Origin of the sequence: Lysinibacillus sp. SGAir0095 (assembly GCF_005491425.1) — a bacterium.
Taxonomy (GTDB): domain Bacteria; phylum Bacillota; class Bacilli; order Bacillales_A; family Planococcaceae; genus Ureibacillus.
On the sequence record NZ_CP028083.1, the window covers coordinates 1,263,218 to 1,275,792 of the forward strand.

General features: G+C 37.0%; 17 protein-coding genes. All 17 read left to right on the forward strand.

Annotation, left to right across the window (positions count from 1 at the left end; all coding sequences use genetic code 11):
* The first annotated feature begins 13 nt into the window (after positions 1-13).
* The 17 genes from fliG to fliQ all read left to right on the forward strand — a co-directional run bounded on the left by fliG (position 14) and on the right by fliQ (position 12,575).
* Entirely contained in the window at positions 14-1,027 is a 1,014-nt protein-coding gene (fliG, locus tag C1N55_RS06190) for a flagellar motor switch protein FliG (protein ID WP_036202975.1), read from the forward strand.
* The gene (gene fliH / locus C1N55_RS06195; RefSeq protein ID WP_370452590.1) at positions 1,011-1,802 is read left to right on the forward strand and encodes a flagellar assembly protein FliH; all 792 of its coding nucleotides are present in this window, start codon (positions 1,011-1,013) and stop codon (positions 1,800-1,802) included. The genes fliG and fliH overlap by 17 nt, the downstream gene beginning before the upstream one ends.
* 4 nt (positions 1,803-1,806) lie before the next feature.
* On the forward strand, positions 1,807-3,132 hold the full coding sequence (fliI, locus tag C1N55_RS06200) for a flagellar protein export ATPase FliI (protein WP_137728015.1): 1,326 nt from the start codon (positions 1,807-1,809) through the stop codon (positions 3,130-3,132).
* Positions 3,132-3,581 carry a flagellar export protein FliJ gene (gene fliJ, locus C1N55_RS06205; RefSeq protein ID WP_137728016.1) on the forward strand — a complete coding sequence of 150 codons (450 nt, stop codon included), beginning with the start codon at positions 3,132-3,134 and terminating at the stop codon, positions 3,579-3,581. Before fliI ends, fliJ begins: the two co-directional genes overlap by 1 nt.
* 4 nt (positions 3,582-3,585) lie before the next feature.
* A complete protein-coding gene (locus tag C1N55_RS06210) occupies positions 3,586-4,179 on the forward strand; it encodes a MotE family protein (protein WP_240758392.1) in 594 nt (197 codons plus the stop codon).
* Positions 4,180-4,208: 29 nt separating this feature from the next.
* Complete coding sequence (locus tag C1N55_RS06215; protein WP_137728018.1) at positions 4,209-5,504, forward strand: flagellar hook-length control protein FliK; 1,296 nt, start codon at positions 4,209-4,211, stop codon at positions 5,502-5,504.
* Between the two features lie 3 nt (positions 5,505-5,507).
* Positions 5,508-6,167, forward strand: coding sequence for a flagellar hook assembly protein FlgD (flgD, locus tag C1N55_RS06220; protein WP_137728019.1), 660 nt, complete (start codon positions 5,508-5,510; stop codon positions 6,165-6,167).
* Between the two features lie 13 nt (positions 6,168-6,180).
* A complete protein-coding gene (locus C1N55_RS06225) occupies positions 6,181-6,561 on the forward strand; it encodes a TIGR02530 family flagellar biosynthesis protein (protein WP_137730553.1) in 381 nt (126 codons plus the stop codon).
* 134 nt (positions 6,562-6,695) lie between these two features.
* A complete protein-coding gene (gene flgG, locus C1N55_RS06230) occupies positions 6,696-7,559 on the forward strand; it encodes a flagellar basal body rod protein FlgG (protein ID WP_137728020.1) in 864 nt (287 codons plus the stop codon).
* Between the two features lie 75 nt (positions 7,560-7,634).
* A complete protein-coding gene (locus C1N55_RS06235; RefSeq protein ID WP_137728021.1) occupies positions 7,635-7,850 on the forward strand; it encodes a flagellar FlbD family protein in 216 nt (71 codons plus the stop codon).
* Positions 7,847-8,275, forward strand: a complete 429-nt coding sequence (fliL, locus tag C1N55_RS06240) for a flagellar basal body-associated protein FliL (RefSeq protein WP_137728022.1) — start codon at positions 7,847-7,849, stop codon at positions 8,273-8,275. Before C1N55_RS06235 ends, fliL begins: the two co-directional genes overlap by 4 nt.
* A gap of 36 nt (positions 8,276-8,311) precedes the next feature.
* Entirely contained in the window at positions 8,312-9,307 is a 996-nt protein-coding gene (fliM, locus tag C1N55_RS06245) for a flagellar motor switch protein FliM (RefSeq protein ID WP_137728023.1), read from the forward strand.
* Positions 9,300-10,556, forward strand: coding sequence for a flagellar motor switch phosphatase FliY (fliY, locus tag C1N55_RS06250; RefSeq protein ID WP_137728024.1), 1,257 nt, complete (start codon positions 9,300-9,302; stop codon positions 10,554-10,556). Before fliM ends, fliY begins: the two co-directional genes overlap by 8 nt.
* A gap of 21 nt (positions 10,557-10,577) precedes the next feature.
* Positions 10,578-10,940, forward strand: coding sequence for a response regulator (locus C1N55_RS06255; protein WP_137728025.1), 363 nt, complete (start codon positions 10,578-10,580; stop codon positions 10,938-10,940).
* A gap of 4 nt (positions 10,941-10,944) precedes the next feature.
* Positions 10,945-11,628: a flagellar biosynthetic protein FliO gene (locus C1N55_RS06260; RefSeq protein WP_137728026.1), complete on the forward strand. Its 684-nt coding sequence runs from the start codon at positions 10,945-10,947 to the stop codon at positions 11,626-11,628.
* Positions 11,628-12,293 (forward strand): flagellar type III secretion system pore protein FliP, encoded by a 666-nt coding sequence (gene fliP / locus C1N55_RS06265; protein WP_137728027.1) that lies wholly within the window; start codon positions 11,628-11,630, stop codon positions 12,291-12,293. The genes C1N55_RS06260 and fliP overlap by 1 nt, the downstream gene beginning before the upstream one ends.
* A 12-nt stretch (positions 12,294-12,305) precedes the next feature.
* The gene (gene fliQ / locus C1N55_RS06270) at positions 12,306-12,575 is read left to right on the forward strand and encodes a flagellar biosynthesis protein FliQ (RefSeq protein WP_137728028.1); all 270 of its coding nucleotides are present in this window, start codon (positions 12,306-12,308) and stop codon (positions 12,573-12,575) included.

Genomic DNA, 12,575 nt, shown 5'->3' on the forward strand with positions numbered 1-12,575 from the left:
GGGGTGTTCGAACATGTCCAAAAAAGAAAAAGAACTAACAGGAAAGCAAAAAGCAGCTTTATTGTTAATTTCTTTAGGGCCAGAAGTTTCTGCTTCTGTATATAAGCATTTAAATGAAGAGGAAATCGAACGTCTTACGTTGGAAATCTCAAGTGTCAAAAAGGTTGAACCAGGTATTAAGGAAGATATCATTGAAGAATTCCATCATATCGCTCTAGCACAGGATTATATATCACAGGGTGGAATTGGATACGCGAAAACGGTATTGGAAAAAGCGTTAGGACAAGATCAAGCACAGGCAATTATTAATCGCTTAACTTCATCTCTGCAAGTACGCCCATTCGACTTTGCTAGAAAAGCCGACCCTGGTCAAATTTTTAACTTTATACAAAATGAACATCCTCAAACAATAGCATTAATTTTATCTTACTTAGATCCTGGACAAGCTGGCGTCATTTTGTCGTCATTACCTCAAGAAGTTCAGGCTGATATAGCAAAACGTATTGCTGTGATGGACTCTACATCACCTGAGGTAATTAGTGAAATAGAATCCATTCTTGAACGTAAATTATCATCCACGGTTACACAGGATTACACAGAAACTGGTGGAGTGGATGCAGTTGTGGATGTATTAAATGGAGTAGATCGCCAAACAGAAAAAACAATTCTCGATGCTCTTGAGATACAAGATCCAGAGCTGGCTGAAGAAATTAAAAAGAGAATGTTCGTATTCGAAGATATTGTTACATTGGATAATCGCTCAATCCAGCGAGTTATACGTGACTGTGAAAACGAAGACTTACTATTGTCAATGAAAGTTAGCAGCGAGGAAGTAAAAGATATTTTATTCCGAAATATGTCTCAACGTATGGCTGACACATTTAAAGAAGAAATGGAAATCATGGGTCCTGTTCGTCTTCGTGATGTAGAAGAGGCCCAATCAAGAATTGTGGGTGTAATTCGACGTCTAGAGGATGCTGGAGAAATCATTATAGCTCGTGGTGGAGGAGATGACGTCATTGTCTAGAATCATCCGCTCTAATTTTACAGCACCTCAACAACAAGAACAGGTAAAAATACAGGTTCGCAACTTGTTTAAAGTTGATTTTGATGGTGAAGAAAATCCACAGGAATCGACCTTAACAATGGACCAAATCTATGCTGAAAGAGACCAGATCTTGTCTAATGCGGCATTAGAGATTGAATCTCAAAAACGAGAGCTTGAACGGTTTCGTCAAGAACAATTAGAATTTCTGGAGCAGCTCAAAAGAATGTGGGAAGAAGAAAAACTTGTCTTAGAGCAAAATGCTTACGATCAAGGTTTTCAACAAGGCTATGAAGAAGGTATGAAAAAAGCCCATGTGGATATGCAGGAATCATACTCTCTTGCTAATAGAGTCATTGAGGATTCCCGTTTAATGGCACAAAGTTATATAGAGGAACAAGAACAGGTAATTTTGGAACTTGCCATAATGGCTTCTGAACGAATCATTGGTACATCTTTAGATAGAGATGATGAAGTTTTCTTATCCATCGTTAAAAGAGGTGTGAAAGAAGCAAGAGAAATGAAAGAAGTCAAAATCTATGTATCACCTACTTACCATCAACTAATATCACAGCATCGTAGTGAGCTGGTTGAAATGTTCCCAACAGATGTTCCATTACTTGTTTTTGTTGATGAAGAACTGAACCAAACTGATTGTTATATAGAAACAAACCATGGTCGAATCGTCGTCTCAGTTGACGAACAGTTAAGTGAACTGCGATTAAAGCTCAATGAAATTTTAGATAGTAAGGAATGATAGGATGAAAGCGGCTCAATTAATAAATACAATTCCAACTATTGAAACGTTCAAGAAATTCGGTAAAGTTAACCGAGTTGTCGGTTTAATGATTGAGTCACAGGGTCCTGAAAGTTCGATAGGTGATGTATGTAAAATACATGTGCATTCACCGAAAAATGGCCATCAAATAATTTTAGCAGAAGTGGTAGGATTTAATAATGAATTTGTCGTTCTAATGCCTTATACTTCAATTCGGGAGATCTCGATTGGTTGTCTTGTTGAAGGTACAGGTAAGCCGCTCGAAGTGAAGGTAGGTCCTGAACTAATCGGAAAAGTGCTAGATTCAATGGGGAACCCCTTTGATGGATCAGCCTTACCTAAAGGATTAATGACTGTTCAAACAGAGCAGGAACCACCCAATCCATTGAAAAGGCCTCCTATAAAAGACCAATTAGAAGTAGGGGTTAAGGCCATTGATGGAATGCTGACGGTTGGCAATGGACAGCGTGTTGGTATTTTCGCGGGATCTGGTGTCGGTAAAAGTACATTGCTCGGGATGATTGCTCGTAATACAAAAGCGGACATAAATGTAATTGCTTTAATTGGGGAGCGTGGCCGTGAAGTACTGGAATTCATCGAAAGAGATTTGGGTGAAGAAGGATTGAAACGGTCGATTGTAGTAGCAGCGACCGGAGATCAGCCAGCTTTAATGCGTATAAAAGGGGCCTTCACGGCAACTGCCATTGCAGAGTATTTTAGAGATCGTGGAATGAATGTCATGTTGATGATGGATTCAGTAACTCGAGTAGCGATGGCACAGCGTGAAATCGGTCTTGCAACAGGTGAACCACCAGCTCAAAAAGGATATACTCCTTCTGTATTTGCTATATTACCTAAATTGCTAGAACGAACAGGTACAAATCAGCATGGTTCAATCACTGCTTTTTACACCGTTTTAGTTGATGGAGATGATATGAACGAGCCTATAGCTGATACTGTTCGTGGAATACTCGACGGACATATTGTATTGGACCGTACATTGGCAAACAAGGGGCAATATCCGGCGATCAACGTACTAAAAAGTGTCAGCCGTCTAATGAATCATATTTCTCTACCTGAACATGTTAAAGCTGCTGAAAGACTTCGAGAGCTTTATTATACGTATGCAAAGTCAGAGGATCTAATAAATATCGGTGCCTATAAACGAGGTACCTCAAAAGAAATTGATGAAGCTATTCACTATGAACCGCTTATAACAAGTTTTTTAAAACAAGGCTATAAAGATAAAGTATCACTTGAAAAAACAGTAGAAGAAATTATTGCATTATCAAATGGTGGGGGTAGGTAATGGTTCAATATACATATCGTTTTGAAAAGATATTGACGATTCGAGAGCAGGAAAAACAACAAACTGAAGCAGCTTATAAAGAGGCAGTTCGATCCTTTGAAGAAGTAGCAACTAAACTATACGATTTATTAAAGAAAAAAGAAGATCTGATTACTTATCAAAATGATCGATTAGCAGTTGGATCGTCTATTTACCAAATCCACCACTTTGCAACCTTTATTGATAGTTTGGAACGTACAATTGCAGAAGTTCAACAAAAAGTGGTTCAGGCCCGTGCAAAAATGAATTGGCATGAACAGAAGCTTTTAGAAAAAAACTTAGAAATACGGAAGTTTGAAAAAGTGCGTGAAAAAGATTTTGCAACATTCAAGAATGAGCAAGATAGAGCAGAAATGCTTCGCTTAGATGAACTTTCAACTCTTATGTATTCTAAGAGAGAATTTAGGTGATTTCATGGCAAAAGGGAAACAGAAACAAATAAATAGAGATACTCAAGAAGAAAATTCACCAGGTCTGTTTCAAAAACTTATCTTTTGGTTCATCATCCCGTTGTTGTTCATAGTAGCAATTCTTCTAGTAATAGCTACCTTTACAAACTTTAATGTTTTTGAGAAGGCAGCGGAACTTACGAATCTTAAGAGCACTACAGAAGAAGCGACAGAAGGCAATCTATCGGAACAATATAATGAGAAAATCGTGGGCTTAGAAGCAGAAGTGAAAGAAAAAGAAGCTGAAATTGAAAAGCTGCAAGGTGAATTAGAGAATGCGAAAGCAGAAAATCAAGAAAGTCTTATAGTGCAGGAGCAACTCCAATATGAGATTGATAAACTGCAACGAGATCAAACTGAAGCCAAAAAAGAATTTGAAGATATCCTAAATTCATTTGAGCAAATGTCAGCTAAATCAGCTGCCCCCATTTTAGTTGAAATGAGCGATGAAGAGGCAGTAAAAATTTTAGCTAGCATGCAACCTGACATCTTATCGGCCATATTAGCTAAAATGAGTCCTGCAGACGCTGCTCGTTACACTGAACTTTTATCAGAATAAATTTTCAATTAGTAAAAGGAGGTGAAATTGTGAATATCGGTATCATGCAATTATCAAATAATGCTGTCAGCACAAAAACGATTGCTAAAAGTCAAACATCGGTGGCTTCAAATCCATCAACAGCAAAGTCAAATAGCTTTGGAAATGTATTTAATAAAGCCATTGCTGCTACAAAAAACGAAACTTCCAAAACAAATGAAGGACAGGCTGAACCTTTAGATCTAGAAAAGCTAGAGGATATACTAACAGCTCAATCTATTGAAGAAGTATTGGATTTATTGGGAATACCACAAGATGAAGGTCTTCTTATGATTTCTGATGGTGCAAATGGCCAAGTCGTAGCAATGGATGAGCTGCTGAATATGGACAATTTACTATCAATTTTAGGTATTGATCAGGCGCAACTGCTAGATACAATTCAACAGCTGACTGGGGTCGAAGTAGATCGCTCAAAGGATTTATGGCAACTAGTTAATGACGTTTTAGGAAAAGATTCAGAGGTTCTGCAGCAATTGATATCTGCTCTGCAAGGTGGACATAAAGTAACACCAAAACAAGCTGAACAACTACTTCAGTTTTTGAAGTTAACACAGGTATCAGGGAAAAATACAGATTTATTTAGTGATCAAGCTGCTACTCTAGAACAGTTAAATACTATGCTTAAAAGTGTAGCGAAGGAAGCTAGTTCGCAGATTACACAAAAAACTGAAATTCCATCTAGCAAAGCTGCTTTACAGGGCTTTGAACAAGTTGTTCAAAAAATAGTGAAAACAACTGAGTCTACAGAAAAAACTGAAACAACCGAAACAACAAAAACAACACAAACGATAGTGGCACCAGCAACTGGTACTGCAAGCGCAACAAAAACAATAACGATCATGCTTCCAACAGAAAAAGGAGCACAATCTGAAGCTCTGACAAAAGAGATTCAAAACTTACTAAATAGAAGTCAAATTTCTAACACGCCTGGAACAACGAAACTTCTATTAAAACTCTATCCAGAAAATTTAGGATCGATTCGTATTGAAATTATGCAGCAGGATGGCGTTTTATCTGCTCGATTGCTTACAACAACTGCAATCGGAAAAGAACTTCTGGATAGTCAATTACACCAGTTGAAAAATGCGTTTGCAAACGCGAATATTCAAATGGATCGTATTGACATTGCACAAAGTCTTCAGGAGACGGACCGAAACAAAGATCAAAATCAGTTTGGTCAGCAGTTTAAGCAAAATTCTGAGCAAGAAGAACCTGAACAGGATGACCACGAAGATGATTCTGAAAAAATGTCCTTTAGTGATTATCTTATAAACGAGGAGGTTTAGAGAATGGCAACGACAGGGATTTCAAATGATTACTATTTGGCATCGACAAAGGCACCAAAAATTAGTAAAAATGGTGATAACTCTACTCTTGGGAAAGATGCATTTCTTAACATCTTAATTACTCAATTACAAAACCAGGATCCGACTCAGCCAATGGACGATAAAGAATTTATCTCCCAAATGGCTCAATTCTCTTCTTTGGAACAGATGCAAAATATGACAACAGCGATGCAAAACTTGCTTATCTCGCAAAATGAAACTCAACTAATGGCTTATACATCATTCATCGGACAAGAAGTGAAATGGAAAGAAGTAACCTCAGAATTAGATGAAAAAGGGAATTATATTGTCAATGAAGGTACAGGTGTAATTAATGAATTGAAATTTGATGACGGTGTACCAATATTCGTTTTAACAGATGGAAAAGAAATTACAGCAGGAAATATTTCATCCATTCTAAAGAATACAAATGCTACTTCACCTACAGAGAATCCATTAGTTACAGCAAGTCAATTGATTGGACAAATGGTTCGATACCAATTAAACGGAGAAGAGCTGACTGCGAAAATCGAATCTGTCTCTACGAATGGTAGTTTAATTGAGTATATTTTAAACAATGGTACACGATTACAAAAGGATCAATTTGAACTAATAAGTGAATAGGTTGGTGACAATGATGAATCGTATTTCTATTCAGCACTTGCCCTTACAACCTACTGTGCAGACGCAAAAGAAACCGACAAACCTTGTGCCGGCCAATCAATCTTTTCTAGATCATTTACAAGAAGTTACAAAGAATAGCCAAAAGCTAAAAATTAGTAAACATGCAAATGATAGAATAGTAGAGCGAAAAATTTCAATTTCAGAACAAGAATGGCAACAGGTGTCGGAAAAAGTATTTGAAGCACGCTCTAAGGGTGTGAATCAACCACTAGTCTTGATGGATCAAGCAGCATTAATCGTAAGTGCTAAAAATGAAACGGTTATAACAGCGATGGAACGCTCAGAAACAAAGAATCAGTTATTTACAAATATCGACGGAACTATCGTCCTTTAAAGGCAGGACCAGTACGAAGCATTACGAAATTAGCTTCAAACGGATGCCTAGGTGTTGCTGAATGACAGACGCAACACTACACAACACAACAGAATTTTCAAAAATAAACGGATAAACGAGAGGAGAACGAAACAATGTTACGTTCAATGTATTCAGGTATTTCTGGTTTAAAAAACTTCCAAACTAAGCTTGATGTAATCGGGAACAATATTGCAAATGTTAATACATACGGATTCAAAAAAGGGCGTGTGGTATTTAAGGATTTAATTTCCCAAACTACAGCTGGTGCTTCTGATTCAACTGCTACTCGAGGAGGAGTTAACCCAAAACAAGTGGGATTAGGTTCACAGATTGCAGCAATTGATACAATCCATGGAACTGGAGCTCTTCAAACAACATCACGTACATTGGATTTAGCGATATCAGGTGATGGATTCTTTATGGTGGGTGATAACACTGGTGCAGCTCCGGCAAGTGCACAATCCGAAGTAGGAAACGTGAAATATACAAGAGCTGGTAACTTTTATATGGATGCTGAAGGCTACTTAGTTGATTCAGAAGGTAGATATTTAGCAGGGGAAAAATCTAGAACTGGTACTGCTCCAAATGTTCAGGTAGCTACAGAGAGAATACAGGTCCCAACTGATGCTCAATCTATGAGTATTGGTCAAGATGGGACTGTAAGTTATGTAGACGCAGCTGGAACATTACAACCAGCGGGTAAACTTGTGTTAGCTAAATTTCCTAATACAGGTGGTTTGGAAAAGGTTGGATCAAACTATTACCAAGCATCATCAAACTCAGGTAATCCACTATTTGGTTCAGCCACTGAATCAGGTATTGGTTCCGTTCAATCTGGTTTCCTAGAAATGTCTAACGTCGACCTTTCTGAAGAGTTTACAGATATGATTGTTACACAACGTGGTTTCCAAGCAAACTCTCGTATCATTACAACTTCTGATGAAATCTTGCAAGAGCTTGTTAACTTAAAACGATAATCTATTAGTTAAATACTAATTTCATTGTAAAGGAGGGTCGGGCCGGCTTTCCAAATGAAACCCGGCCCCATTTCAATGATCGAATTAACACGATTAAATGGAAAATCTTTTTCATTAAATGCACTATACATAGAATCAGTTGAGTCATTTCCGGACACAACAATTACATTAACAACTGGCAGAAAATTTTTAGTAGTTGAAAGTGAAGAAGAAGTACGCGAAAAGAGCGTACAATTTTATAAAAAGATTCAGGTATTATCCAACCCGCATCTACGAGGTGATGACGAATGAAAAAAAACAAATTATTAACAGTAATGCTCATCATTCTAGTGACTATTACATTAATTGGGGTTGTAATTTTTGTTCTATTAACACAATTTAATAAGCAAACAACACCACAAGAACCTACAATAGATGAGATTGTAGAATCTTCTGTTGACGTAACTGAGATTACAACGAATTTAGCTGATAATAGCATTATTATGCTTTCACTAAAAATACAAACAGATAGTAAAGAAGCTGCAGCAGAGTTAACAAAACGTGATTTCCAAACAAAAAATCTTGTTCTTACACAGCTCTCTGAAATGACAGAGGAAGATTTAAAAGGTAAGGATGGTAAAACTACTTTTGAATCTACGTTAAAATCACAACTAAATGAATTGATGCAAGAGGGAGAAATAAAACAAGTTTATATTACCTCCTACATCATTCAATAAAACATATGTGAAACATCTTGAAATGGAGGTGGGCAAATGGCAGGAGATGTATTATCCCAATCCGAAATTGATGCGCTACTTTCTGCAATATCAACCGGTGAAATGTCAGCGGATGAAATGAAAAAAGAAGAAGAGACGAAAAAAGTTAAAATATATGACTTTAAAAGAGCTCTTCGTTTTTCAAAAGATCAAATCCGAAGTTTGACCCGTATACACGAAAATTTTGCAAGGCTATTAACAACATCTTTCTCGGCTCAATTGAGAACGTATGTCCAAATTACAGTAGCTTCGGTCGATCAAATCCCTTTTGAAGAATTTGTTCGGTCAATTCCTAACATGACATTAATAAATGTATTTGAAGTACCGCCACTAGATGGTAATATCTTAATGGAGATCAATCCAAATATCGCGTACTCCATGCTAGATCGTTTAATGGGTGGAAGTGGTTCGAGCTATAGTAATGTGGCTAATTTAACCGAAATTGAGCAGAAAATAATGACGAATCTATTTGAGCGTTCCTTCGATAATTTACGGGAGGCTTGGGATACAATCGCTGAAATTGACCCAATCTTAGTAGAACTTGAAGTGAATCCGCAATTCTTGCAAATGATTTCACCAAATGAAACGGTAATCGTGATTTCGTTAAATACAATCATTGGCGAAACAACAGGAATGATTAATATCTGTATTCCGCATGTGGTGTTAGAGCCAATTATTCAAAATTTATCTGTTCAATATTGGATGCAGTCAAATACAAAAGAAGCCTCACCTGAACAAGCACTAATGCTAGAAAAACGTGTGAAACAAGCAGAATTGCCTTTAATTGCAGAGCTGGGTACAACGAATATTTCAATTGAAGATTTTCTTTATATGAATATTGGTGATGTCATTCAATTAGACCAGCAAATTGAGGAGCCGCTTGTTTTAAAAGTAGGGTCTATACCAAAATTCACTGCACAACCAGGAAAACGAAATAAAAAAATGGCAATCCAAATTATCGCACCATTAGAAGGAGGAGACGAAGATGAGTGATGGTATGCTCTCCCAAGAAGAAATTGAAGCGTTATTAAGGGGTGAATCGTTAGAAGATAAGATGAACGATTTAACATCTGAATCTTCTACAAATAACGAACCACTTCGTGTTGAAGATTATTTAGATCCTATGGAACAAGATGCTTTAGGTGAGGTAGGAAATATCTCATTCGGTAGTTCAGCAACTGCCCTTTCAACACTTTTAGGACAAAAAGTAGATATTACGACACCAGTAGTTTCGATTCTAAATAGAAACTTTTTAGAAGAAGAATTTCCACATCCGTATGTAGCTGTACAAGTGGAATATACTACTGGCTTATCAGGAGCAAACTTATTAGTTATTAAACAAGAGGATGCTGCAATTATTGCTGATTTAATGCTAGGTGGAGATGGCTTAAATCCAAGCATTGATTTAAGTGAAATCCAACTTAGTGCCGTTCAGGAAGCTATGAACCAGATGATGGGTTCAGCTGCAACTTCGATGTCAACAGTATTCAATAAAAAAGTTGATATTTCACCACCAACAATTGATTTAATGAATATCTCACAAAATGAAGGAACTGAACAAATTCCTGAAGATGACTTATTAGTAAAAGTTTCGTTTCGCCTTAAAATTGGATCATTAATTGATTCAAATCTTATGCAATTATTCCCGCTTCAATTTGGGAAAAAACTTGTTAAGTCATTGCTTGGAGAAGAAGAGACTTCCGGACCTGCTGCAGTACAGAAGCCTGCTGATAATCAACAACCTGTTACACCGTCTCAACCAGTACATCAACAACCAGTACAGCAACAGCCAATACAGCAGCCGGTACAACAACAGCCTGTTTATCAGCAGCCACCTGTGTACCAACAGCAAGCAGCTACTACTTACCAGGAACCACCAACAAGCTATGCGATGCCTACATATCAACAACCGCAGCAGCCTGTAAATGTTCAGCAAGCGCAATTTGCATCATTTGAGAATGCACCAATTACTCAGGATGAAGCACGTAATTTAAATATGCTCCTTGATATTCCTTTACAAGTAACGGTGGAACTAGGGCGTACGAAGCATTCGGTAAAAGAAATATTACAACTTGCATCTGGTTCCATTATCGAACTCGACAAGTTAGCCGGTGAACCAGTTGATATTTTAGTGAATAGCCGTTTAATTGCAAAAGGGGAAGTAGTCGTAATCGATGAAAACTTCGGTGTGCGTATTACGGACATTATGAGTCAAGCAGAACGATTAAACAATTTGAAATAGGATTATTTGGAGGGATTTTATATGTCTAAAAAGATTTTAATAGTAGACGATGCAGCATTCATGCGCATGATGATTAAGGATATTTTAACTAAAAATGGTTATGAAGTAGTTGGAGAAGCTGCTGATGGACTTCAAGCTGTTGAAAAATATAACGAGTTAAACCCAGATTTAGTAACTATGGATATTACAATGCCTGAAATGGATGGAATAGCTGCGCTTAAAGCAATTAAATCTACTCATCCAAATGCAACAGTAATTATGTGTTCTGCAATGGGACAACAAGCAATGGTAATTGATGCAATCCAAGCTGGAGCGAAAGACTTTATTGTAAAACCATTCCAAGCAGACCGTGTAATTGAAGCCATTCAAAAAGCATTAGGTTGATAAAATGAACTCAAAAGTTTTTGCAATAGCAAGGGCTTGTTTTGCAATAATAATAGCAATCACTTTTCTGTCACCGATGAATTTTGCACATGCAGCACAGGGTAGTCAATCAGTTACTGAATGCTGGCAAAATCCTGATGCGGAAGGCTGTGAAGATACAGATCCAACTGTCGAAGGGGAGAATTCTACTTCGGCAGACGTGGGCTTAGGCTTGTGGGATTATTTGAAAATGCTATTTTCCCTTGTACTAGTACTTGCTCTTTTAATATTTGTTCTTAAATTTCTCAATAAAAAAAGTTCGAGCTATCAACAAAACAGTGTCGTTCGGAATATTGGCGGAATCTCTGTAGGAGCGCAAAAATCCGTACAATTGCTTCATATTGGCGATAAATTATATATTGTCGGTGTTGGAGAAGATGTGCAACTCATTAAAGAAATTGATAATCCTGAGGAAGTAGAACAGTTATTAGCAATCTATAATGAGAAACAGTCATTTGCAGATAGCACAAGTCCTTATATTTTAGAATTACTTAATAAGCTAAAACGAAATAATTCAGAAGAAGATAAAACAGAAGAAAAGCAGTCAACTCAAAACTTTGGTGAAATGTTCAATAAACGACTAACAGAACTTACAAAAAATCGTAAAAGTGAATTGGACAAATGGAAGGAAAAGGAGCGGGATAAGTAATGGAAGATTTTATTTCATTCTTTTCTGAAAATGATCCAACCAATGTTTCAACTTCTGTAAAATTACTTCTATTATTAACTGTTTTATCTTTAGCACCAAGTATCTTAATCTTAATGACATCTTTTGCTCGTATTATGATTGTGCTTTCCTTTACAAGAACAGCATTGGCTACAAATACATCACCGCCAAACCAAGTGCTAATTGGATTAGCATTATTTTTGACATTCTTCATTATGGCTCCAACGTTCCAAGAAGTGAACGAACAAGCACTACAGCCTTTGTTCAATGAAGAAATTGGCTTAGAAGAGGCGTATGACCGAGCCGCACTGCCTTTTAAAGAATTTATGGCACAGCATACAAGGCAAAAAGATCTAATGCTTTTCTTAGAATACAACCAAGCCGAAAAACCTGCATCAGTGGAAGAAATACCACTTACAATGCTTGTACCGGCTTTTGCCCTAAGTGAAATTAAAACAGCATTTCAAATTGGGTTTATGATTTTTATTCCGTTTTTAGTGATTGATATGGTCGTAGCTAGTGTTCTGATGTCTATGGGGATGATGATGCTACCACCGGTTATGATTTCATTACCTTTTAAAATCTTATTATTCATTTTAGTAGATGGATGGTACCTGGTGATAAAATCTTTACTTCAAAGTTTTTAGGGGATGATATGAATGACGCAGGAAATGGTCATTGCAATTGCAGAGAGAGCGATATGGATTGTCCTCATTGTATCGGGACCGCTGCTACTAATTGCACTTATAGTTGGTTTACTTGTAAGTATTTTTCAAGCAACTACATCGATACAGGAGCAAACATTGGCTTTCGTACCAAAAATAATTGCGGTCTTAGTAGCAATTATCTTTTTTGGGCCATGGATGATCTCTCAAATGACTTCGTATGTAACTGACATATTAAATAATTTAACACGGTATATAGGGTGA